The sequence below is a fragment of the Plantactinospora soyae genome (assembly GCF_014874095.1).
GTDB classification, from domain to species: Bacteria; Actinomycetota; Actinomycetes; order Mycobacteriales; family Micromonosporaceae; genus Plantactinospora; species Plantactinospora soyae.
Map to the genome: position 1 here is coordinate 6,564,438 of NZ_JADBEB010000001.1, position 24,050 is coordinate 6,588,487.

17 protein-coding genes are annotated in these 24,050 nt (G+C 71.8%); 10 read left to right on the plus strand and 7 right to left on the minus strand.

Going from position 1 to position 24,050, the window contains the following annotated elements; genetic code table 11:
• Positions 1–22 precede the first annotated feature (22 nt).
• The 5 genes from H4W31_RS28580 to H4W31_RS28600 all read left to right on the plus strand — a co-directional run bounded on the left by H4W31_RS28580 (position 23) and on the right by H4W31_RS28600 (position 4,862).
• Complete coding sequence (locus tag H4W31_RS28580; RefSeq protein ID WP_192769459.1) at positions 23–814, plus strand: methyltransferase domain-containing protein; 792 nt, start codon at positions 23–25, stop codon at positions 812–814.
• Positions 815–894: 80 nt separating this feature from the next.
• Positions 895–1,902, plus strand: coding sequence for a hypothetical protein (locus tag H4W31_RS28585; protein WP_192769460.1), 1,008 nt, complete (start codon positions 895–897; stop codon positions 1,900–1,902).
• Entirely contained in the window at positions 1,899–2,555 is a 657-nt protein-coding gene (locus tag H4W31_RS28590; protein WP_192769461.1) for a hypothetical protein, read from the plus strand. The genes H4W31_RS28585 and H4W31_RS28590 overlap by 4 nt, the downstream gene beginning before the upstream one ends.
• Positions 2,556–2,599: 44 nt before the next feature.
• Positions 2,600–3,514: an inositol monophosphatase family protein gene (locus H4W31_RS28595; protein ID WP_192769462.1), complete on the plus strand. Its 915-nt coding sequence runs from the start codon at positions 2,600–2,602 to the stop codon at positions 3,512–3,514.
• Positions 3,515–3,812: 298 nt separating this feature from the next.
• On the plus strand, positions 3,813–4,862 hold the full coding sequence (locus tag H4W31_RS28600; protein ID WP_192769463.1) for an aldo/keto reductase: 1,050 nt from the start codon (positions 3,813–3,815) through the stop codon (positions 4,860–4,862).
• 117 nt (positions 4,863–4,979) lie between these two features.
• On the opposite strand, the gene H4W31_RS28605 is transcribed toward H4W31_RS28600, so the two are convergent.
• The 3 genes from H4W31_RS28605 to H4W31_RS28615 form a co-directional block, all read right to left on the minus strand.
• Positions 4,980–5,561 carry a TetR family transcriptional regulator gene (locus H4W31_RS28605; RefSeq protein WP_192769464.1) on the minus strand — a complete coding sequence of 194 codons (582 nt, stop codon included), beginning with the start codon at positions 5,559–5,561 and terminating at the stop codon, positions 4,980–4,982.
• 114 nt (positions 5,562–5,675) lie between these two features.
• Positions 5,676–7,325 carry an FAD-binding oxidoreductase gene (locus H4W31_RS28610; protein WP_192769465.1) on the minus strand — a complete coding sequence of 550 codons (1,650 nt, stop codon included), beginning with the start codon at positions 7,323–7,325 and terminating at the stop codon, positions 5,676–5,678.
• 268 nt (positions 7,326–7,593) lie between these two features.
• The gene (locus H4W31_RS28615) at positions 7,594–8,190 is read right to left on the minus strand and encodes a TetR/AcrR family transcriptional regulator (protein WP_192769466.1); all 597 of its coding nucleotides are present in this window, start codon (positions 8,188–8,190) and stop codon (positions 7,594–7,596) included.
• 82 nt (positions 8,191–8,272) lie between these two features.
• Between H4W31_RS28615 and H4W31_RS28620 the strand changes: the two genes are divergently transcribed.
• The 3 genes from H4W31_RS28620 (at position 8,273) to H4W31_RS28630 (ending at position 11,235) form a co-directional block, all read left to right on the plus strand.
• Complete coding sequence (locus H4W31_RS28620; RefSeq protein ID WP_192769467.1) at positions 8,273–9,115, plus strand: alpha/beta hydrolase family protein; 843 nt, start codon at positions 8,273–8,275, stop codon at positions 9,113–9,115.
• Positions 9,112–10,281 carry a YbfB/YjiJ family MFS transporter gene (locus tag H4W31_RS28625; RefSeq protein ID WP_192769468.1) on the plus strand — a complete coding sequence of 390 codons (1,170 nt, stop codon included), beginning with the start codon at positions 9,112–9,114 and terminating at the stop codon, positions 10,279–10,281. The genes H4W31_RS28620 and H4W31_RS28625 overlap by 4 nt, the downstream gene beginning before the upstream one ends.
• A 105-nt stretch (positions 10,282–10,386) precedes the next feature.
• Complete coding sequence (locus tag H4W31_RS28630; protein WP_225945736.1) at positions 10,387–11,235, plus strand: potassium channel family protein; 849 nt, start codon at positions 10,387–10,389, stop codon at positions 11,233–11,235.
• Here H4W31_RS28630 and H4W31_RS28635 read toward each other — a convergent pair.
• A complete protein-coding gene (locus tag H4W31_RS28635) occupies positions 11,133–12,395 on the minus strand; it encodes an SLC13 family permease (protein ID WP_192769470.1) in 1,263 nt (420 codons plus the stop codon). The genes H4W31_RS28630 and H4W31_RS28635 overlap by 103 nt on opposite strands.
• A 221-nt stretch (positions 12,396–12,616) precedes the next feature.
• Between H4W31_RS28635 and H4W31_RS28640 the strand changes: the two genes are divergently transcribed.
• Entirely contained in the window at positions 12,617–18,481 is a 5,865-nt protein-coding gene (locus H4W31_RS28640; protein WP_318783453.1) for a WD40 domain-containing protein, read from the plus strand.
• 126 nt (positions 18,482–18,607) lie between these two features.
• The gene (locus tag H4W31_RS28645) at positions 18,608–19,804 is read left to right on the plus strand and encodes a glycosyltransferase (protein WP_192769472.1); all 1,197 of its coding nucleotides are present in this window, start codon (positions 18,608–18,610) and stop codon (positions 19,802–19,804) included.
• A 106-nt stretch (positions 19,805–19,910) separates the two neighbouring features.
• Here the strand turns inward: H4W31_RS28645 and H4W31_RS28650 are convergent, their stop codons facing one another.
• The 3 genes from H4W31_RS28650 to H4W31_RS28660 form a co-directional block, all read right to left on the minus strand.
• Complete coding sequence (locus H4W31_RS28650) at positions 19,911–21,173, minus strand: nucleotide sugar dehydrogenase (RefSeq protein WP_192769473.1); 1,263 nt, start codon at positions 21,171–21,173, stop codon at positions 19,911–19,913.
• A gap of 172 nt (positions 21,174–21,345) precedes the next feature.
• Positions 21,346–22,737 carry a serine/threonine-protein kinase gene (locus H4W31_RS28655; protein ID WP_192769474.1) on the minus strand — a complete coding sequence of 464 codons (1,392 nt, stop codon included), beginning with the start codon at positions 22,735–22,737 and terminating at the stop codon, positions 21,346–21,348.
• Between the two features lie 164 nt (positions 22,738–22,901).
• Positions 22,902–23,993 carry an ABC transporter ATP-binding protein gene (locus H4W31_RS28660; RefSeq protein WP_192769475.1) on the minus strand — a complete coding sequence of 364 codons (1,092 nt, stop codon included), beginning with the start codon at positions 23,991–23,993 and terminating at the stop codon, positions 22,902–22,904.
• Positions 23,994–24,050 lie beyond the last annotated feature (57 nt).

The window sequence follows — 24,050 nt, forward strand, 5'->3', positions numbered from 1 at the left end:
CGGCGGAGACAGGGGAGGTGTGATGGACGGTTCACCTTCCGGATCCGCCCCACGGACCGCGGAGGCGTACGGGCGGGCGGCCAATCGGCACCGCTACGGCGACGGGGCCGAGGTACGCCGGTACGTCGCCGATCCGTACCACCGGATCCGCCGGCAGATCGCCGTCCGGATGCTGCTCGACGGGGTCGCCCCGACCTCCCGGGCGAACCCGTCCGGCGTCGGTGGATCGGGGACGCCACCGGGCTGCCCGCCGCTGCTGGAGCTGGGTTGTGGCTCGGAGAGCATGCTGGCGGACGTACCCGATCCGCCCTGGCCGACCGTTGTCGCGGACCTGGCCCTCGACGCGTTGGACCTGGCCCGGCGGCCGTCGGTCGGGAGCCTCTGTCTGGACGCGACCCGGCCGCTGCCGTTCCGGGACCGCTCGCTCGGCGGTGTGCTGATGGGCGAACTGATCGAGCACGTCTACGATCCGGTCGCGCTGCTGCGGGAGTGCCGGCGGGTGCTCGCGCCGTCCGGCCTGCTGGTGCTGACCACGCCGAACCTCGCGGCCGTGCAGGACCGGGTCGGGTTCCTGGTCGGCCGGGCGCCACGGCAGGTGGATCCGTTGCACCCCTACCTCTGGCTGCACATCAGACCCTTCACGGTCTCGCTGCTCCGCGAGGTGTTGCGCCGGGCCGACCTGGAGCCGGTCCGGGTGCGGTCCAACTACGTCGGTTGGCGGCTGCGCGGGGGCCGGTGGGTGAAGTCGCGTACCCTGGCCCGGCTGTTGCCGGGTCTGGGTGGCTCGCTGGTGATCGCGGCACGACCCCGGTGAGGTCGTCCTCGATCCACATTGGCGGGTCTGATATCTACTTAGGGCTACTATGAGCGAATCGCCGTCGGCGGGGAGTTGAAATGGCACGCCTTCTCAGCTGGGTGGCCAGCAATCTCGATGCCGTCTTCGGGCTGGTCGTCGCGATCACCGTCAGCATCCTCGGGATAACCGACGATGCCAGTGAGGACGTGGTCAACAGCGCGATCCTGTTGATCCTCGCACTGCTGGCGCAGGCCCTGCTCCGCGAGCGGTGGCGCCGGGACAACGCCGAGAAGGCGACCCGGAAGATGCTGAACGAGAGCGCCGCCCGGATGGACGCGCTGCTGCCGCACCTCGCCGCGATCTCCGCCGAAGACGGCGTACTCGCCCGGGCCCGGACCGCGATCGACAGCGTGTCGATGGTACGGGTGCTCAACGGCGCCGAGGTCGGCCACGCACACGCCGAGGCCCGGTCCCAGACCGACCGATGGCAGTTCAAGGGCGGCACCGGCACCTTCACCCGGGCGGTCACCCTGCCGGAGTGCATCGAGCACGCCCGGCGGCGCAACGGCACCCTCGATTTCGGCATCGAGATCATCGACCCCACCGACGAGCAGGTGTGCGAGCGCTACGCGCAGTTCCGGCGCAGCCTGTCGCCCCGGTCCGACGTCGCCGGCGAGCGGTGGACGGTGGACCGGACCCGGAAGGAGGCGTTCGCGACCGTGCTCGCCGCCTGCTGGCACCAGCAGCGGTCCGGCCTGCTCAACATCGAGGTACGACTCTCCACTCAGATGAGTACGTTCCGCTTCGACCTGTCGTCGAGTTGCGTCATCATCACCCAGGAGAATCCGCAGACTCCGGCACTCCGGATAGATCGCCGCGAAATCTACTACCATCGTTATAGCATCGAGTTGCAGTACAGCCGCGAGCAGAGCCGTCGGGTCCCGATCGAGCAGGCGAAGCAGGTGCCGCTGGATGACGAGCCGTCGGTCGAGCAGACCCGGAGACTCTTCGCGGCGCTCGGTGTCCCCCTACCGCGAGCCTATGGCGATCGGGAGGTATCGGACATCATCGTCAAGGCGATCCAGGCGAGGAATCTGTACGAATGATGAACTATCCCGAGCTCTACCGGGAGATCGGTCGCGGCACCGGGAGCCCCCTGGTGCACACCTGGGTGATCGACGTACTGACCGAGATCGCCGAGGGTCGACGCCCGCTCAGGGCGGTACGCCACCCGCTCGGTTTCACCTGCCTGCCGGTGGACCGCAGCGGCGACGACGGCATCTGCGTACACCTGTGGGCGGCCGACCGTCCGGCCGCGCACCCGGTCACCTCGGCGATCCACTCACACAGCTGGGATCTGCTCAGTCAGGTGCTCTACGGCGAGGTACGCAACGAGATCATCGACGTGACCGACTCCTCCGCCGAACCGACGCACCGGATCCACGAGGTGCACAGCCGGGGTGACCTGGACGAGATCCGGCCGACCGCCCGGCTGGTCCGGGCCGGCGTCGGCACCGTGGAGCGGCATGCCGCCGGTGCCACCTACGCCCTCGGGGCCGGCAGCTTCCACACCTCCGAGGTGCCCGACGGGCGGGAGGCCGTCACCGTCGCGCTCGGCCGGACCGCGCCCGGCGCCTGGGACCTCAGTCTCGGGCCGCTGCGCGGGTGCACCGAGCAGTCGCGGCGGGATCGCTGCGACGCGGCCGAGACCGCCCGGGCGGCCCGGGCGATCGCTGAACGGGTGGCGGCACACGCATGACAGGTGACGATCGGTAGTTACCGCGGAGAGCTGGAGGACTGGCGATGGAGCGCACGTGGACCGTGGCGGGGACCTCGCTCGACCTCCGGGAGGCTCAGGGGTTCGCCGTGCAGGCGGCCGAGGCGGCGGGCCGGGTGCTCTGGGAGGGCTCCCGGGGCGACCTCAACATCCGGGTGAAGGGCAGCGCCGGTGACCTGGTCACCGATCTGGATCTCGCGGCCGAGCGGCTGATCGTGGACCGGATCCGGGGACGCTTTCCCGACCACGAGATATTCGCCGAGGAGGGCGGCCGGTACGCCGCCGAGGACGGCGTCTGGACCTGGCTGGTCGACCCGCTCGACGGCACCAACAACATCGCGATCGGCCTGCCCGCGTACGTGGTGGGGCTGGCACTCTGCGCGGACCGGGTCCCGGTGCTCGGCGTGGTGCACGACCCCGTCTCCGGGCGGACCTGGTCGGCGGTGCGCGGCCACGGTGTCTCCGTGTACTCCGCCCCGGGCGCCGGTCCGGTGCCACTGCGGGTGCCGCCCCGTCCGGTGCCGGCGGCCCCGGTGCTGGCCTGGACCCAGGGACACGAGGTACGCCGGGACGACAGCACCCTGCGCGCGCTGAAGGTGGTACTGGACAGCACCGCCCGGCGGGTGCTGCAACTCTGGGCGCCGCTGCTCTCCTGGGTGATGCTGGCCCGGGGCGACATCGACGGGATCATCGGCTACCGGCCGGAGGCGGTGGACCTGCCGGCCGGGGTGCTGCTCGCGACCGAGTCCGGCATGGTGGTGCGCAGCCTCGACGGTACCGAGTTCGATCCCCGGATCGGCAACCCGGCGGACCGGCGCAGCTTCGTGGCCGGCCCACCGGAGAGCATCGACCGACTGGTCAAACTCGTCACCGCCGCGCAGTGGATCGAGCCCGAGGTACGCCGGCTGACCCCGATCAGCCTCTCCAGCGTCGGCTGGTGACCACTGCGGGACCGGCGGCCTGATCGGTCGACCGAATCGGCTCAGACGGCTGGTCGATCGGCACCTGAATCAGCGATGTCCTCGGGTTGGGCGACGCCACCGCACCTCCCGTGCACCTCGCTGGTCCCAATTTCCTCGTGCGTCACAGGAGACGACCACCACAGGTTGAAACCAACTGTCTGGTTGGCAACTGCTCGCTGGGCACCTACAGTTGGGAGCCCAACCATCCGGTTGGATTTATTGGCGCCCGTGGCACCACCGGCTTCGCCGAACCCCGACCCTGGAAGGCAACACCACCGTGAACCTGACCGACTTCCGCACCCTCGGACGTAGCGGCCTGCGGGTCAGCCCGCTGGCGCTGGGCACGATGACGTTCGGTGACCCGTCGTGGGGCGCCGACGAGCAGACGTCGACCGAGATCATGTCCCGCTACCTCGAGGCCGGCGGGAACTTCATCGACACCGCCAACGCGTACATGGGTGGCCGTTCCGAGCAGGTGATCGGCTCGTACCTCGGCCGGCACCCGGGGCTGCGCGACCGTCTCGTCATCGCGACCAAGTTCGCCCTGAGCATGGACCCGACCGACCCGAACAACGGCGGCACGGGCCGCAAGGCCATCCGGCGGCACGTCGACGGGTCGCTGAGCCGGCTCGGCACCGACTACATCGATCTCTACTGGCAGCACAACTGGGACCAGCACACGCCGCTGGAGGAGACCATCTCCACCCTGGACGACCTGGTCCGGGCGGGCAAGATCCGCTACGTCGGCCTCTCGGACACCCCGGCCTGGGCCGTGGCCCGGATGGCCACCCTCGCGCAGTGGCGCGGCTGGACCCCGATCGCCGCCATCCAGGTCGAATACTCGCTGCTGGAACGCACCTCCGAGGGCGAGCTGTTCGGTGCCGCCCGGGAACTCGACCTCGGCGTTTTGCCGTGGAGTCCGCTCGCCAACGGCATGCTGACGGGCAAGTACACCCGCGACAACCAGACCCCGGCCGGATCCGGGCGGGGCATCTTCGTCGGCCAGCACCTCAACGAGCGCACCTTCCAGATCCTCGACGCGCTACGACGCATCGCCGACTCCCTCGGGGTCACCGTGGCCGGGGTCGCGCTGGCCTGGGTACGGCAGCAGCCGCTCGTCAGCTCGACGATCATCGGTGCCCGTACGGTGGCGCAGTTCGAGGCCAACCTCGCCTCGCTCGACGTGAATCTCGGACCGGAGCACCTCGCCGAACTCGACGGGCTGACCGCCCCGACGCTCAACTTCCCGGCGGCCTTCCTGCGGAACTTCGGCGTACCCGCACAGCAGGGCGCCACGGTGATCAACGGCGTACGGGCCAGCGTCTGATCTGGTCCGTACGGCCGACCGCCGGCACCGCCTCCCGTCGTAGTACGCGGGGAGCGGTGCCGGCGGTCGTTTCCGGCGTTTCCGGATCGCGGCTTCCGCACGGGGGAGCCGACATGATCAGTTGTCGGCGGTGCGACTGGTGAGGGAATCGACGAGGGCGGCGACAGCGGCCACCACGACGGCGCGGTGGGCCCGCTGCCGCTTGGCGATGTCCTCGTCCCCGACCGCCTTCAGTTCGGGGACGATGTCGGTCCAGGCGCCGCTGATCGCGATCGTGATCTCCAGGACGTCGATCGCGGTCGCGTCGTCGGACAGGCCCATCGATGCCCGCAGCTCGCGCGCCTTCGTCAGGTGGGACTCGACCCCACCGGGCAGCGAGTCGTCACGCTCCAGCGCACGCCAGCGGGTCAACCGCATCAGCTCGGGCGTGGCGTGCAGCGCGTCGAACAACGCTCCCGCGTAGCCGGGCAGGTCGTCGGCGGTGAACGGTACGGACTCGAACAGCATGCCCAGGCGGTCGCTCAGCATCGCGTCGAACAGCTCGTCCTTGGAGCCGAAGTAGGCGTAGATCGCCTGCTTGTTCGCCTGGGCGGCGGCCGCGATCCGATCCACCCGAGCCCCGGCCAGCCCGCGCTCGGCGAACTCGTGGAACGCCGCGTCCATCAGACGGGCGCGGGTGGCGGCGGAGTCGTACGGCACGTCAGCCAGGATATCAATCCAACCAGATGGTTGCCAACCGAGTGAACTCTTGCCGGAGCCGGAGCCGGAGCCGGAGCCGGAGCCGGCGACGCCGGTGATGGCGCGGGTGCCGCGTTACGCGGGCTGGATGGACAGCGCGTGCCGGAAGACGTTCCGGGGATCCCAACGGGACTTCGCCCGTTGCAGCCGGGGATAGTTCGCCCGGTAGTACAGGTCGGACCAGGGCACCCCGGAGGTGTTCCAGGCCGGGTCCGCCAGGTCGACGTCCGGATAGTTGATGTAGGAACCGTCGTTCGCGTCGTCCGCTACCGGTACCCCGCCGGTGTCGGCGTACATGTCCCGGTAGAACTCGCGGATCCAGGCCAGGTGCTGGGCGTCCTCGGCCGGATCGACCCAGCCGGCGAGGTAGAAGAGCTTGATCACCGAGTCGCGTTGGGCGGTGGCCGTCGCCGTCGACGGGACGGCGTTGATCCGCCCGCCATAGGTGTTGAGGCTGAGAGAGCCGGCCGGGTTGGCATAGTCGGGCCGGGTCAGGTGGTGGTAGGCGGCGGCGAGTTGCCGGTCGGTGAAGGCCCTGCGCAGGTACCCCGCCTTGGTCTTCAGCCGCCACCGCTTGCCGTCGTCGCCGTTGCCCCGGAGCACCGAGGCCAGCCACGGCAGGTCTTCCTGGGTACGGACCGGCGTGACGCCGACGCCCTCAGCCAGTGCCGCGACGTGCGCGTCGAGCAGCCGTACGGCATCGGCACCCCCGGCGACCTGGCCGATCAGCGAGTGGCTGCCGGCGGGGCGACGGGACAGCAACAGTTCGCCGTACAGCCTGGCCTCGGGCGTACCGGGCCGGCCGTACCGTTCGCACCAGGTGCCGAAGTTCCGGGCCAGCCGGCGGAAACCCCGCTCGTCCATGCCCTCCCACGGCCACTGGACGGTGAAGCTGAGCACCGACCCGGGCGGCCGGGGCAGCAGCTCGCCGGGATCGTTCCCCCGGGCTCCCGGCGACCGGAACCAGTACCGGGTCACGATGCCGAAGTTCCCGCCGCCGCCACCGGTGTGCGCCCACCACAGTTCCCGGTTCGGGTCGGCCGGTTCCCGGCTCGCGAACACCGTACGGGCGGTACCCGATGGGTCCACCGTGACCACCTCGACGGCGTACAGATGGTCGACGATGAGCCCGTGCGACCGGGACAGCGGGCCGTAGCCGCCGCCCGCGACGTGCCCGCCGGCGCCCACTCCCGGGCATGAGCCGCCGGGGAGCGTCACGCCCCAGCCGAGATACAACCGGCGGTAGACCTCGCCCAGCGTGGCGCCGGCCTCCACTGCGAACGCGGCGCGGAGCGGGTCGTAGTAGACCCCGGTCATCCCGGACAGATCGATCACCATTCGGACCGCCGGGCCGTCCACGAAGTCCTCGAAGCAGTGGCCGCCACTCCGCACGGCGACCCGCCGCCCGGCCCGTACGGCGTCCTGCACGGCGGCGGCCACCTGCTCGGTGGAGCCCACCACCCGGATCTCGTCCGGCGTCCCCACGAACCGTCGGTTGCCACGTCGGGTCAGGTCCGGATAGCGCGGATCGTCCGGACCGACCCGCACCGGACCCAGCGGTGGCGGCCCGCCGGCGATCGGCGGGCTGCTGCTGATCGGCGGACCAGCGGTGATCGGTGGGCCAGCGACTGCGGGCCGGGGCCGGAGTCCTCGCTGGAGGGTCAGTCCGGCGGCCGTCACCGCGGCCGCGCCCAGCAGGACGTCTCGGCGGCTGTGTGCACTCATCTGATGGTCTTCCTTCGAGGTCGACTCGCCCTGCGAACCAGGGCCGTCGATCACGGTAGGAAGATCTCGGCGCTCCCAGAATCCGGCTGGCAACCGGCTTCCGGGTCCGGCTGGCCGCCGAACCGTCCGGGGGACCTCCGCACCGACGAAAAGTAACCACCTCGCCGGCTCAGGGGTGTTAGGAAGGGCCCCTTCTTATACAAGAAACGATAAGAAGGGGCCCTTCCTTACAGGCCAGGGCAGGTAGGCGGGCGAGTCGTTCGCGGTGCTACGCCGCCGGGGTCGCGCGGGCAGACTGGAGTAGGGCGAGCGCTGCCTGCTTGGCGAGGCGGGCGGCGTCGGCGTCGGCGTGGTGGTCGGCGAGGACCGTGGCGCCCACCCTGAGGGCCAGCATCTGCTTGGCGACGCTGACAGCGTCGGCGGCACCAGCACGGCGAGCGATACCGGTCAGCAGGTCGAGCTGGCGGTCCAGGTGCTGTCGGGCCACGGCGTTTGCCGGGCCGTCGTGGTGTTGGGCGGCCGCGTTGAGGATGGCACAGCCCCGGAAGGTGGGTTCGTCATGCCACCGTCCAAGCGCGTCGAAGACGGCGGCGAGCTGATCGATCGGTTCCTCGCCAGCCGCTGTGACGGCGTCGTGCAGCCAGCGCAGGATGCTGTCGCTGCGCGCCTCCAGAACCGCCTGCACCAGCCCGTCCTTCGAGCCGAAGTGGCGGTAGAGAGTTTCCTTGGACACGCCGATCGTCGAACACAGCTCGGCCACCCCGATGCCGTCAAGGCCGCGCTGGTACAGCAGCCGGGTGGCCGCGCGCAGGATGCCGGCGCGAGTCTGGGCGGGATCGAGTGTCGCGCCTTTGGCAACGGGCATGACGAAGATAGTACCGATCGGTTCGAAGTATCTGCTAGCCTCTCGCCCAATCGAACCGATCGGTTCCATCTGCGAGGTGATCATGACGGCCGACTTCCTGGTGACCGACCCCTTGAGTACCGCCCCGCCGGCCAGCACGCCAGCGGTGACGGTCACCAGCGGCGGCGAGGCGCTGCTGGGTGTGCTGCACATACCGGCAGGTGCCGGACCTCATCCGGTCGTGGTGCTGCTGAACGGGTTCCCGGGCAACGAACGCAACTTCGACCTCGCCCAGGCGCTACGACGCGCTGGATACGCGACGCTGGTGTTCCACTACCGCGGCTCGTGGGGCGTGGGTGGTTCCTGGTCGTGGCGCAACGTGCTCGACGACGCCATCCGGGTGGTGGCCGCCGTCCGCGAGGACGCCTTCTCCATCGCCCACCGGCTGGACCCGCGGCGCTTGGCCGTGGTTGGGCACAGCCTCGGCGGGTTCGCGGCGCTGATGACCGCCGCCGCTGACCCGGGGGTGGGCGCGGTCGTCTCGGTGGCCGGATTCGACTTCGGCCCCGCGTCAGTGGCGAGCCTGGCCGACCCGGAGGTCCGATCCGCGTACGTGGAGGCGTGGGACGGCGAGCTGCTACCGCTGCGGGGCACCAGCGGCGAGGCGCTCGTCGCCGAGATGGAAGCCGCCGGGCAGGCGTGGAGTCTGGCCCGACTCGCACCGCGTCTGGCGGACCGGCCGGTGATGCTCGTCGGGACCGGCCGGGACACGGTCACTCCCGCCGACGTGCATCACCGGCCGTTGGTAGAGGCGTACCAGGCGCACCCGGTGCATCGGCTGGAACACCGGCTCTTCCCGACCGACCACGCGCTGTCCGACCACCGGGTGGCGCTGGCCCGCACCATCGCGGACTTCCTCGACCGGCGCCTGCGGACACCGGTGTGACCACGTGGCGGTGGCGGTCGGCGCGCCTCGCGCTGGGCACCGCGTCGGCGCTCGGCCTCGGCCGGTTCGCCTACGGGCTGGTGCTGCCGGCCATGGCCGAGCAACTGCGTTGGGATCTGGCCCGTGCCGGCGCGATGACCACCGCGAACGGGCTCGGCTACCTCGTCGGGGCAACGGCCACCGCCGCGCTCGCCCGCCGGCTGGGCGTCGCGGCGACGTTCCGACTCGGCATGGTGCTCTGCACCGTCGCCCTCGCCGCGACCGCCATCAGTGCCCACTATCCCGCACTTCTCGCCGCCAGGGCGGTGGCCGGGTTCGCCGGAGCCATGGTGTTCATCGCCGGAGCGGTCCTTGCCCCGACCACGGTCTACTTCGCCGGTACCGGGCTCGGGATCGTGCTCAGTGGTGCGGTTATCCCGCCTCTGCTGGACCAGCATCCGCAACGCTGGCCGCTCGCCTGGGCGGGTCTCGCCGTCGCCGCCGGCGTGGCGGCGGCGGTGAGCTGGACCGCCGCCCGACCGACGACCGCAGTCAGCGGCGGCCAGCCGGCCAGCTCGGTCCGTCGGCTGTGGCCGGTCGCGGTCGTCTACCTGCTGTTCGCGGCCGGCTACATCGCCTACATCACGTTCCTGTCGGCGTACCTCGCCGACCGGCACGCCTCAACGACGCAGACGACCCTCACCTGGGTCCTGCTCGGACTTGCCGTCATGGTCGCGCCAGGTCTGTGGCAGCGCCCGATCAGATACTGGCCGGGCGGCCGGATCCTCGCTGTGCTGCTGGGCACTATCGCCGGTGCCGCCGCGCTCGTGCTGCTCCAACCCGTCCCCGCGGTCGTGATCGTCTCCGCCCTCACCTACGGCGCGACCTTCATGGCCGTACCGGCCGCGGTCACCGCGCTGGTCCGTGCCGCCACGCCGCCGGAAAAGCTGACCAGCACATTGTCGACCTTCACCGTCATCTTCGCCGTCGGGCAGATGGCCGGCCCCTGGCTCGCCGGGGCCCTGGCCGACCAGACCACCGCTGGCGCCATCCTCGGCTGGACCGCCGCGCTGTGTGGCACAGGCGCTGTCCTGGCCGTCACCACCGTGACACCGACGCATCGATCCTCCCCGGATCGAACGGCCCGCTCCCGGCTCCACCGGCCGCCGGGTCCGTCGGTCCGGTGATGCGTTTCGACTGCACCGGGCTGGTGCGGCAGGGAGCCGTGTGTTGATGGCGTACCCGGTCACAGGCTCGGGCCCGGGTAGCAGCGCTCGGGCATGCTCGGTGTCATGGCTACTACTTCCGGGACCGGGGTGGACCGGTGGGAGCGCCGGACGGCCGGCCTGCTGACGACGCTCGCCGTGCTGTTCATCGTGGCGTACGCGGTGCCCATCCTCCAGCCGGACCTGCCCCGGGGCTGGCGGGTGGCCTGCGAAGTGGCCGACGCGGCCATCTGGGCCCTGTTCGGCGTCGACTACCTCGTCCGGCTCGGGCTCAGCGTCGACCGCTGGCGATTCCTCCGGTCCCACCTCTTCGACCTCGCCGTACTGGTCCTGCCCGTGCTGCGACCGCTGCGGATGCTGCGCCTGGTGACCGCGCTGCTGGTGCTCAACCGTCGGACGGAGGTGTGGACCCGAGGCCGGTTGGCCGTCTACGTCGGCGCCACCACCGTGCTGCTGGTCGGCGTCGGGGCCCTGGCGATCCTCGACGCCGAGCGGGGCAGCCCGGACGGCAACATCTCGAGCTACCCGGACGCGCTCTGGTGGGGCGTCGTCACCATCACCACCGTCGGGTACGGCGACTTCTATCCGACGACGGGCTCGGGTCGGCTGGTCGCGATGAGTCTGATGATCGGCGGGATCGGGCTGATCGGGTTCGTCACCGGGTCGCTGGCCACCTGGATCGTCGAGCGGATCTCCACCACCGAGAGTTCGACCGAGGCGACCAAGGCCGACGTGGCGGCCCTGCTGACGGAGATCCGACACCTGCGGGCCGAGGTGACTGCGCTGCGGCGGGCCGACGACGCCGGGGCCGATCAGGAGACGAGCAGCAGGGCGCCGACGGTGGCGGAGGTGCAGCAGACCGCCAGCACCAACCCGGTCGCCATGAACCTGCCCAGCGGCACCCGTACGCCGTAGGCGGCGCAGCGCTCGTACCAGATCAGGGTCGCCAGCGAGGCCCACGGGGTGGCCAGCGGACCGACGTTGGTGCCGATCAGCAGCGCGAGCAACTGGGTGTGGTTGGCCACCGGCACCACGGCCTCACCGGCGAGGTACGCGGGGAGGTTGTTCACCACGTTGGACAGGACCGCACCGGTGGCACCGGCCCGGAAGGCGCCGGTCGTGCCGGGGTCCGTACCGACCAGCGCGCCGACCAGGTCGTCCAGCCCGTACCGGCCGACCGTCTGGAGCACCAGGAACAGGCCGGTGACGAAGACCAGCAGCCGCCACGGAACCAGGGCCAGGGTCAGCCGCTCGCGGGCGCGTACCGCGAAGCCCACGATGACGATGGCGGCGGCCACCGCCGAGGCGAGCCCGATCTCCACCCCGAACAGGATGCCGGCGACGAAGAGCAGACAGGCCGCGAAGGCCGTACGGTAGAGCACCCGGTCGGCCGGGGGCTGTGGCGTCGGCGGCTCGAACCGGTCGGCCCCGCGCTGCCCCCGCCGCCAGTACCAGATCCACAGCGCGGCCATGGTGACCGTGATCGCGACGAGTTGGGGCAGCCACATCCGGCCGGCGAACGGTACCGGCTCCAGATCGACCCGCCCGGCGGCGAGAATGTTCGTCAGGTTCGACACCGGGAGCAGCAGGCTCGCCGTGTTGGCCAGCCAGACAGTGGTCATCGCCAGCGGCAGCGCCGGGATGCCCAGCCGGGCGGCCAACGCCAGCATCACCGGGGTGAGCAGCACGGCCGTGGTGTCGAGGTTCAGCGCGATCGTGGTGACCGACGCGAAGAGCACGCAGAGCAGGAAGAGCGCCAGGTAGCTGCCCCGGGCGACGCTGGCCAGGCGACCGGCGATCACGTCGAACACCCCGGCGGTGGCGGTCAGCTCGGCCACGATCACGATCGTGCCGAGGAAGAGCAGGATCGGCATGATCCTGCCCATCGTGTCGTCCGCCTCCGGCGCCGGCAGCAGACCGGTCAGGACGCAGATCAGCCCGACGGCCAGCAGCCCGACCGAGATCCAGTCGAGCACGCCGAGCCGGCCCAGCCACCGCCGCCACCTCGGGCCACCGTCGTTCGTCGGCGGAGTTTCGGCGGCGGCGAGCGGTGTGCCGCCGTTCGTCGCGGGCATCGTGGCGGCGGAGCCGGCACTTCCGGGTGACGCGGGCGGGCCGCCGGACGGTCTCGACTGGCGGCGGCTGGCGGAGGGGGGCGGGCTGCCCGGATCGATGCCCACAGGGCAGGATCTTCGCACACGGCGCCACCGGGGACCGACGGCCGATCACGATGTGCCGGTCGCGGCGGTACGGGAGGAGAGCCCTCGGCCGGCATACTGTCCGGGTGGTAGGTCGCGTGCAGCCAGTCCGGGCCGAGCGGTCCATCGATTTCTTCATCAGCTACTCCCCGGCGGACGAGCGCTGGGCGACCTGGCTCGCCTGGGAGTTCGAGGCGGCCGGCTACCGGACAATGTTGCAGGCCTGGGACTTCGTGCCCGGCACCAACTTCATCGACTTCATGGACCGGGGTGTCCGGGAGGCGGCCGTGGTCGTCGCCGTCCTCTCCGAACGCTACCTGCGGTCCACCTACGGCAAGCTGGAGTGGCAGGCCGCGCTGCGGGCCGACCCGACCGGCACCGGCAACAAGCTGGTGACCGTCCGGATCGAGGACTGTCCACTGGACGGGCTGCTGGCCACCATCACCTACGTGGACCTCGTCGGTGTCGCCGATCCCGCCCAGGCCCGGTCCCGGGTGCTGGACCGGATCCGGCAGGCACTCGACGGTCGGGCCAAGCCGGACCAGCAGCCGGTCTTCCCGCAGCCCCGGTCGGCGACCACCGGGCCCGGCCAACTGCCGGAGCCGGTCGCGGCCGGCCTCGGCCGCCGACCACGGTCCCGGCGTACGCCGATCAACCCGCCGCAGTTCCCGCCGGCCGCCGGCTCCGGACCGGGTACCCGGAACGCGCTGACCGTGCTCCAGGTGGCCGGACCCCGCTTCGGCCGGGGAGTGATCGAGCCCGGGGCCCCGGTCACCCCCGGCGAGCTGCAAGAGAACATCATGGGCGAACTGACCCTGCTGATGAACGACGGAGTGCCCCGGCCCGACCTGATCGTGGTGGCCGGCAACCTCACCGAGTCGGGGAGCGCCCGGGAGTTCGAGGATGCGCTGAGCTTCCTCACCGGACTGCGGGTACTGGTCGGACTGGAGCCGCACCGGCTGGTGGTGGTCCCCGGGGCCCGGGACATCACCCGGGCCGCGAGTCGGGCCTACTTCGCCACCTGCGAGGCCGACGACATCGACCCGCAGCCGCCGTACTGGCCGAAGTGGCGGCACTATGCCCGGCTGTTCGACGAGATCTACCAGGGGCTGGAAGAACCGATCTTCGACAGCGAACAACCCTGGACCCTGTACGCCGTACCGGACCTGCAGGTGGTGGTGGCGGGGCTCAACTCCACCATCGCGGACAGTCACCGCGACGAGGACCACTACGGACACCTCGGCGAGGCCCAGGCGAGCTGGTTCGCCCAGTGGCTGCGGCCGTACCAGCAGACCGGCTGGCTCCGGCTCGGGGTGATGGCGCACGACCCCGGCGAAGCCGGCCCGTACGCCGGAGGCCTGCTCACCGGCCCGGAGTCGCCGCTGCGTGACGGCGGCACCTTCGGCCGACTGGTCGCCCCGATGCTGAACCTGCTGATGTCCGGGGCCGCGCCGTCCGGCGGGGTGACCGACCCGGCGGGGCCGGTCGCGCCGCCCGTGACCGACGGACGCGCCCAGGTGCTCCGCCTCGGCCCGACCGGCCTGACCCGCTGGGTGCTCGGCCGGCACGACCGGTACGACGCCGGCGAGGAGATCCCGCGCCGCTGGTCCCGGGTCGAGGCGACCTTCGGCACCACCGGTCCGGCCCAGGTGCCCGGCCAGCGGGTGTCGGGGCTCGACGAGGGCCCGGCCCAGGGTTCCGGGTCGACCGGTCCGGGTCAGGGCATCGACGACCGGGTGGAGTTCGGGACCGACGGCCCGGACCAGCGGCCCGACCCGGTCGAGGAACTGCTCGACCGGCTGGCCGAGGTCTGCGAGGCGCGGCACGACCGGGTGTTGATCCGGCGGGTCGGCGGGCAGCGGACCGGGGGACAGCCGAACGGCGAGGGCGCGGGTGGGCTGCCGCACCTGTTCCTCACCTACCGCGAGGACGGGGTGGTCCGGCAGCAGCGGGTCGGGGTGAGCCTCGGCCAGCCGAGCCCGGCCGAGGTCGACGCGTTCGCCCGGCGGGTGCACGCCGCCAACCCGGAGATCGGTTCGGAGCTGGTCTACGACGGCCCCCGGCTGCCCCGCGCCCAGTACGACGACGCGCTGCGCCGGGGTGTCCGGGTGCTCAACCTGACCGAGTTCCAGGGCCTGCTGGACCTGCGTGACTACGTCGCGACGCAGACCGCGCGGTTGCAGGCCGACCAGCTCTACCCACCCGGCCTGTACGTGCCGCAGCGTTACCGCCACCTGGTCGGCGGGGAGCAGGGCGTCCAGGAGGACGTGGTCGAGGAACTGCTGCGGATGATGACCGCCCCGGACGGCCGGTTCGCCCTGGTGCTCGGCGACTTCGGCCGGGGCAAGACGTTCGCCATGCGCGAGCTGGCCCGGCGGCTGCCGACCGCCGCGCCGGACCTGATCCCGATCCTGGTGGAGCTGCGGGCCCTGGACAAGGCGCACTCGGTCGACGGGCTGGTCGCCGCCCACCTGGCCAACCACGGCGAGCAGGTGATCGACCTCAAGGCGTTCCGGTTCATGCTCCGGCAGGGGCGGATCGTGCTGCTCTTCGACGGCTTCGACGAGCTGGTCGCCCGGGTCACCTACGATCGCGCGGCGGACCATCTGGAGGCGCTGCTCCAGGCCGCCGACGGCAACGCCAAGGTCGTGGTCAGCAGCCGTACCCAGCACTTCAAGACCAATTCGCAGGTGCTCACCGCTCTCGGCGAGCGGGTCGGGCTGCTGCCGCACCGCCGGGTGCTCAACATCGAGGACTTCACCCCGGGGCAGATCCGTACCTACCTGCGGCACCGGTACGGCGGCGACGAGCAGGCCGCGCAGGACCGGATGGACCTGCTGCGCGGCGTACAGGACCTGCTCGGGCTCTCCCGCAATCCCCGGATGCTCGGCTTCATCGCCAACCTGGACGACCGCCGGCTCGCGGCGGTGGCCGGTACGAGCGCCACGTTCAGCGCGGCGGCGCTGTACCGGGAGATCCTCCAGTCCTGGCTCGACTTCGAGGAACGGCGGACCCAGGGGGTGCCGGGTGCACCGGTCAGCCTCGGTCAGACGGAGCTCTGGATCGCGGTGACCCGGCTCGCCCTGCGGCTCTGGGAGAGCGGTGAGTCCTACCTGCGGCTGGCGGAGATCGCGGAGGTCGCCGAGACCCTGACCGACCTGGCCGAGTTCCGGCTGTCCCGGCAGCAGGCGGCGCACGCGGTGGGCGCGGGCAGCCTGCTGGTCCGTACCGACGAGGGGTTGTTCGGCTTCATCCACGCCTCGGTGGTGGAGTGGCTCGTCGCGAACGACCTGGCCGAGCGACTGAATCGGGGCGAGTCGCCGCAGGCCCTGACCCGCCGGCCGCTGTCCCAGCTCACCGTCGACTTCCTCTCCGATCTGGCGAACGCGGCGCGCTGCGAGCAGTGGGCCGGCCGGATCCTCGGCGACGAGACCGCCAACGAGACGGCGCGGGCGAACGCGCTCCGGCTCAGCGCCCGGCTGCGGCTGCCGTCCCGGGCCGACCTGCGCGGGGCGTCGCTGCGCGGCGAGGACCTCTCACATCGGGAGCTGGCCGGCGCGGACCTGAGCGACGCGGACCTGGGCGACGCCCGGCTGGTCGCCACCAACCTGCGCGGGGCCAACCTGCGGGGTGCCCGGCTGGTCGGCGCCCGACTGGACCAGACCAACCTGGTCGACGCCGACCTGCGCGGCGCGGACCTGACCGGTGCCCGGTTCCTCCGGGCCGACCTGCGCGGGGTCGCGGTGCAGGGCAGCAGGTGGCACCGGGCCTCGTTGATCGACGTGGAGGCCGACCGGACGCTGCTGGTCGCCCCGGAACTGCGCGGCGCGGTGCTGGCGCCGGGCCGGCCGGTGGTGCCCGGGCTGGCCCCGCCGGCGGTCGGCGTCGCCTACGGCTTCGAGGTGGGACGCATCCCGGACCCGGTCGGGTACGGCCCGGACGGTACGACGCTCGCGGTGGGCAGCGACGACGGCGGGGTGCTGATCTGTGACACCGCCTCGGGGCTGCCGGTCCGGACCCTGCAGGGGCACCGTGGCCGGGTGTACCTGGTGGACTACGACATCGCCGGGCACCAGTTGGTGACCGCCTCGGCCGACCTGACGGTCCGGCTCTGGGACGCGGACCACGGTGACCTGCGGCACGTGCTGGAGGGCTTCCGGGACTGGGTCTGGCCGGTGACGGTGGACCGGTCCCGGGGGGCGCTGGCGGTCGGCGACGCGGCCGGCACGGTCCGGGTCTTCGACACCGGCACCGCCGAGCCCCGCTACGAGTTGACCGGTCACGCCCCGCCGATCTGGACCGCCTCGTTCAGTCCGGACGGGACGCTGCTGGTGGTCGGGGACAGCGCCGGGGTGATCCGGGGTTGGGACCTGGGCACCGGTGCGCTGCGCTACGCCAGGCACGACCCGGAGGTCGGTTACCGGCTCCAGATCAGCCCGGACGGCGCCCTGCTCGCCGTCGCCGGGCAGGGCGGCAGGATCCGGCTCAGCGACACCGGTAGCGGGCAGGAGCGGTTGGTGCTGCGCGGGCACGAGGCGGACGTCTACGCGCTGGACTTCGATCCGACCGGGGCGCTGCTGGCCTCCGGGGACATCCAGGGGTCCGTACGGCTCTGGGAACCGGCGACCGGCCGGGCGGTCCGTACCCTCGCCCGGCAGACCGGGGCGATCTACAGCGTCCGGTTCAACGGTGCCGGTGAGACGCTGGCCGCCGCCTCCAGCGACGGTGGGGTGCGGCTGTGGGACGTACCGACCGGACAACTCGGGCACGAGTTGAGCCGGCACCGGGGTTCGGTGTGGCCGGTCGCGTTCCATCCCACCGAGGACCAGTTGGTCACCAGCAGCAACGACGGCACCACCCGGCTGTGGGACGTCCGCTCCGGCCAGTGCCAGCACACCCTGCGCGGACACGGCCGGCGGGTCACCTCGGTGGCGTTCCGGGAGGACGGCTCGACGCTGGCCAGTTGCGGCAACGACGGTGTGGTCCGGTTGTGGGACCCGCGGGGCGGGCGCTGCGTCCGGCAGATCGCGGGTACGTCGGACCGGCTGATCTCCGCCGTCTTCTGCCCCGGTACGCCGATTCTCGCCGCCGCCAGCGGCGACGGTGGCGTGCACCTGTGGAATGTGGAGACCGGCGTCGACGAGCGGGAACTCGACGTGGACACCGACCACGTCTGGGCCGAGGCGTTCAGCCCGGACGGTGACGTGATGGCGACCGCCAACGACGACGACACGGTACGGCTGTGGTACCGCACCACGGGCCGGCAGATCGGCACGCTGAGCCCGCACCGGGGCCGGGTCCGCTCGGTCGCGTTCAGCCCGGACGGTACGACGATCGCGACCGGCTGCGACGACCGGCTGGTACGACTCTGGGACGCCGCGACCGGTACCTGCCGGCACAGCCTGGAGCAGCACACCGACCGGGTCTACGCGGTGGTGTTCAGTCCGGACGGTGGCCTGCTGGTCAGTGCGAGCAACGACGGCACGGCCGTGCTCTGGGACACCGTCACCGGTGCCCGGGTGCGGGTGTTCACCGAGCACACCGGCCGGCTCTGGTCAGCGGCGTTCAGTCCGGACGGCAAACTGCTGGCCACCGCCGGTGACGACCTGGCGATCCGGCTCTGGGACCCGCGTACCGGGCGTCGGCACGGCTCGCTGGGCGGGCACAGTCGACGGGTCTGGTCGGTGGCTTTCAGTCCGGACAGTACGCTCCTGGCCAGCGCCGCGGACGACGGCAGCGTACGGCTGTGGGACGTGGCCGACCCGGAGCACGCGCAGCCCCGGCTGACCCTGCTCGGCCTGCCGGACGGCTGGGCGGCGCTGAGCCCGGACGGGCGGTACAAGTTGGAAGGTGACGCCGCCGGCCAGTTCTGGCACACGATCGGCACCTGCCGGTTCGAGACCGGTGAACTCGACGCCTATCTCACCCAGGTTCGCCGGTTGCCGGCCGACGCACCCTTCTAGACGGGTTCACCTTCCTGATTCTCCGGACTGTCGGCACACTCGGATGAATGGCGGTATAACGGGACAAGTAGTGAATTTCCGGCGTGGCCGGTCCTCGGCGTGCCGCGACTCGCGAAAGGCTCGACCATGCGACCGCTTCGGGTGCTGCGGATCATCTCGCGGATGAACGTCGGTGAGGCTGCGCCGCAGGTCAGCGCGTTGATGCGCGGCCTGGATCCGGACCGGTTCGAGCAGCGGCTCTACGCCGGTCCGGTCGAGACGGGTGAGGGTGACTACCGGCGCCTGGGCGCCGCCGACGTGCCGGTCCGGGTGCTGCCCGCGCTCCGGCGTTCGGCCCGACCGGCGGACAACCTCCGGGCCCTGACCGCCCTGGTCGCGGCGATCCGTCAGTTCCAGCCGGACCTCGTGCACACCCACGACCTGCGCGGTGGGGTGCTGGGCCGACTCGCGGCGGCGTCCTGCCGGGTGCCGATCCGGGTGCACAGCTTCCATGGTCATCCGCTGCCCGGCCCGCTGTCTCCGCGAGGGCTCGCCCGGCTCGTCGGCGGTGCCGAGGCGACCCTGGCCTGGACCAGCCACGCCCTGGTCGCGGTGAGTGCCCGGGTACGGGACGACCTGCTCGCCGCCCGGATCGGCCGACCGCACCAGTACACCGTGGTGCCGCCGGGGACGAGCCTGTCGCCCGTACCGGACCGGGACCTGGCCCGGCGGGCGCTCGGGCTGGACGGGACCGGGCCGGTGGTGGCGTACGTCGGCCCGGTCACCGCGGTCAAGCGGCTCGACCGGATCCTGACGGTGGCCCGGGCGGTCCGGCGCACGATGCCCGGCGTCCGGTTCGTGGTCTGCGGCGACGGTGACCGGCTGGCCGAGACGACGGCCCTGGCGTTGGCCGACGGGCTCGACGTCATGTTCCTGCCCTGGCGGCCGGACGTGGAGACGGTCTACGCGGCGGCCGACGTGGTCCTGCTGACCTCGGACCAGGAGGGAACCCCACTGGCGCTGATCGAGGCCGGGCAGGCCGGTCGGCCCGTGGTCGCCACCGACGTCGGCGGCACCGCCGAGGTGGTCCGGCACGGTCGGACCGGACTGCTCTGCGATCGCCGGGACCTCGACGGACTCTTCCGGGCGGTGCTGCAACTGCTCGGTGACGACGACCTGCGCGCCACGATGGGCCGGGCGGCGCTGGCCGAGACCCGGGAGGCGTTCGGCACGCCCCGGCTGGTGGCGGCCACCCGCGACCTGTACCACCGGCTCGCCATGGCCCGGGGCTGTTGGCCGACGGAGCAGGTCGAACCGGTGGCCGCGCTCGCCCGGGCCCGCTGACCCGGCACCGCCGTTGGAGGGGTCGGGCGCCGCGGCGCCGTCGGCGTCGCTCCCCGGGTGGGCGCCGCGGCCGGGATCGGGGTGAGCGCCGTCCGGAACCGCCGGCTCAGAGCTGTTCGACGTTCGGCCCGGTGCACCGGTTACGGCTGTCGAAGACGTAGGCGGCGGTGCGGGTGATCGACTCGTAGTCGAGGTCGTCGTGATCGGTGACCACCACGACCGCGTCGGCGGCCCGGACCTCCGGCTCGGTCGGATCCACCACCGCCACCCAGGCCGGGATCTGCTGCGGATCGGCGTGCGGCTCGACCGCCCTGACCCGCGCGCCGAGGGCGTGCAGCCGATTGGCCAGGTCGACCGCGGGCGAGTCCCGGAGGTCCCCGGTGTTCTTCTTGTACGCCAGACCGATCATCAGCAGGGTGGCGCCGTTCAACGGCCGGCCCCGGGTGTTGAGGCCGGCCATCACCCGTTGGGCCACGTACTCGGGCATGGTGTGGTTGATGTCGCTGGCCAGCTCGATGAACCGGAACTGTCGGCCCAACCGCCGCTTGACCTGCCAGGAGAGGTAGCAGGGGTCGATCGGCAGGCAGTGCCCACCGGTGCCCGGTCCGGGAGTGAACGACATGAAGCCGAACGGCTTGGTGGCCGCCGCGTCGATGGCCTGCCAGATGTCGATGCCGAGCTGGTGGCTGAACACCGCCAGCTCGTTGACCAGCGCGATGTTGACCTGGCGGAACGTGTTCTCGATCAGTTTGGTGAGTTCGGCGACCCGGGTCGAGTCGACCGGTACGGTCCGCTGCACGATCCGGCGGTAGAAGGCGTCGACCCGGGCCAGTGCCGCCGGGTCCATCCCGGAAACCACCTTGGGGGTGTTGTCCAGGCGCCAGGTCGGGTTGCCGGGGTCGATCCGTTCGGGGCTGTAGCCGAGGTGGAAGTCACCCGGGCTGCGCAGTCCGCTGCCCTGCTCCAGCAGCGGCAGCAGCAGTTCCTCGGTGGTGCCGGGATAGGTCGTCGACTCCAGGATCACCGTGGCGCCGGGCCGCAGGTGCGGGGCCAGCGCGGTGCCGGCCTGCTCGACGTAGCTGAGGTCCGGCACGCCGTCCCGCAGCGGGGTGGGCACGCTGATCACGCAGACGTCGAAGTCCCTGGCGTCGGCGTAGTCGCTGGTCGGCAGGTAGCGCCCGGTCGCCAGCGCCTGACCGAGCCGGGCGTCGGAGATGTCCTCGACAAAGGACTCCCCGATGCCGAGCCGCTTGACCCGGGTGGTGTCGAGGTCGAGCCCGACGACGTCCAGGCCGGCCTCCACCGCCGAGACCGCGAGGGGGAGACCGACGTACCCCTGACCAACGACAACCAGCTTTTCCCTGCTCATGCGGGCTCCCACCGTACAGAAAAGACGTGGTGCACACCTTAGGGCGGTTTATCATTGATCACCGTGGAAACGGGGATAAAGGTAAGTATTTCGTCGTCTTTCCACCAGGAAGGACTATGGGTAGTGGAGACACTACCAATAGTGAATGGCGAAGCGGGGGTTGCCGGGCCGGTCAGCCCGCGTCCGGATCGACCGGGCCGCCGCTCGGCGGGTCCTCGGGTCCGTCCGGAGGGGTCGTCGGCACCGGATTGGTGGGCTCCGCCGAGCCGGTCGGCTCGCCCGACGGTTCGTCGTCCGGCTCCGGATCCGAACTCGGCGTAGCGGACTGGGTGGGCCGGCGAGTGTTGGTCGGCCGGGGTGGCGGGACGTTTCCACCGCCGCTCGGGATGGTGGCCGTGGCCTCCGGCACGCTCGGTTCTACGGTCGTGCTCTGGCTGACGGTCGGCGAGGGCGTCGCCCCCGTCGCCGGTGACCGGTCGTCCGCCCGGAACGCGATCAGGGCCGTCACGGCCGCCGCGGCCAGCCCGACGACGGCGGCGATCCCGGCCAGGGTCAGGACGCCGAGGCCGGGCTCCCGGGACCGGTCGTCCGACCGTACGGCGGGATTGTCGGCGAGGGTCCCGCCACCGCCTCCCCGGCGGGCCGAACCGGTCCGGGCCGCGCCCGCACCCACGGCCGTCCGCCGGGGGGTGCCGGGCTCCCCGGCCTCGTCCGCCGCGTCCGCGGCGGCGACGTCCGGATCGCGGGCGGCGGCCCGGGCCGCCGCCGCCAGCGCGGCGGCGTCCGGATAACGGTCCGCCGGATCCTTGGCCAGGGTCCGCTCGATCAACGCGGCAACCGACGCGGGTACGTCGTCGGGCAGCGGCGGCGCCTCCTCGTGCAGGTGCTTCACCGCCACCTGGAGCGGGTTGTCCCCACTGAACGGCGGCTCGCCGACGATGCACTGGTACGCGACCGTACCCAGCGCGTAGATGTCGGTGGCCGCCGAGACGGGCCGGCCGGCCGCCTGCTCGGGAGCCATGTAGAGGGCCGTACCCGGCACCGCGTTGGCGCTGGTGATGCTGGTGATGTTCACCGAGCGGGCGACACCGAAGTCCAGCAGCCGTACCCGGCCGTCGGTCTGGATCAACAGGTTGCTCGGCTTGACGTCCCGGTGCACGATCCCGCCCCGGTGCGCGGCGTGCAGGGCGTGTGCGACCTGCGCCACCACCCGGAGGGTCTCGGCGACACTGAGCCGGCCCGCCTCGCGGATCCGCGCCGACAGCGGCTCGCCGTCGGCGTACTCCATCACCAGGTAGTCGGTCCGACCGGTCGGCAGTTCGTCCTCACCGAAGTCGTAGACCTGGACGATGCCGGGATGGTGCAGAGTGGCCAGCATCCGCGCCTCGGCACGGAACCTGGCGATGAAGTCGGGATCGGCCAGCAGGGCCGGCAACAGCACCTTCACCGCGACCCGGCGACCGAGCACCACGTCGGTACCGCGCCACACGTCACCCATTCCACCGGTGGCGACACGGTCCTCGAGGCGGTACCGCCCACCCAGCACGACTCCGGATTCCAGCACGTGCTCACCGTACCCAGCGGGTGGATCTCGTACCCAATCGCGGCGGTCTCTTCTGCGAGGCCTCCCCGACGGGCGCGTCGGCCACCTTACCGGCCGGCGTCGCCCGGGTACCCGATGGGGGACGCGGCCCGCCGGGCGCCCCGGGTCCGACCGTCGGCCGCCAGCTAGTCCGCGAGTCGGATCGCCGTCGAGTCCTCGGCCCGGTAGAACCGCATCCGGCCCGGGTCGACCGAGAGCCAGACCGGGCTACCGGGACCGATCCGGAAGCTCGGCGGGGTCTGCACCTTGAGCTGTCGACCCTCCAGCTCCACGGTCAGCAGGATCGCGGCCCCGGTCGGCTCGACCACCTCCACCCGGGCGGCGAGCCGGTCCGGACCGTCGGCGTCGAAGACCTCGATGTTCTCCGCCCGCACGCCCACCGTCAGCTCCTCGGACCCGTGGCCGGCCAGCGCCGCCGGGGCCGTGATCCGCTGGTCGCCGAACCGCAACCCGGGCCGGTCGCCCGTGCGGTCCAGCCGGGCCGGGAGGAAGTTCATCGGCGGGGCACCGAGGAACCCGCCGACGAACTCGTCGGTGGGTGCGTCGTACACCTCGAGCGGCGGCCCGACCTGGGCTATCCGGCCCTCCCGGAGCACCGCCACCCGGTCGCCGAGGGAGAGCGCCTCGGCCTGGTCGTGGGTCACGTAGACGGTGGTGGTGCCGAGCTTGCCGACGATCCGCTTCAGCTCGGTCCGGAACTCCATCCGGAGCAGGGCGTCCAGATTGGACAACGGCTCGTCCATCAACAGCACGTCGGCGTCCACCACGATGGCCCGGGCCACCGCGACCCGTTGGCGCTGGCCGCCGGAGAGCTGGGCCGGATAGCGGTCCAGGTACTCCGTCAGGTGCAGCAGTTCGGCCGCCTCGCCGACCCGCCGGTCGACCTCCGCCTTCGGGGTCTTCCGCATGGTCAGCCCGAACGCGATGTTCTGCCGGACCCGCAGGTGCGGAAAGATGGCGTACGACTGGAAGACCATGGAGAGCCCGCGCTGCCGGGCCGGCAGGTCCGTCACGTCCCGGCCACCGATGTGCACGGTGCCCTCGTCCGGTGACTCCAACCCGGCGATCATCCGGAGCAGGGTCGTCTTGCCGCAGCCGCTGGGGCCGACGAGCACCAGGAACTCGCCGTCGCGTACCTCCAGGCTGATGTCGTCGGTGGCGGGCGTCCTGGTTCCCGGATAGGTCTTCGCCAGATTCCGCAGCACGATCTCGGCCAACGCTCGTCCCTTCCTCGGTGCCGCTCCTGAATGTCGCCGCCTCGATGTCGCGTCGTC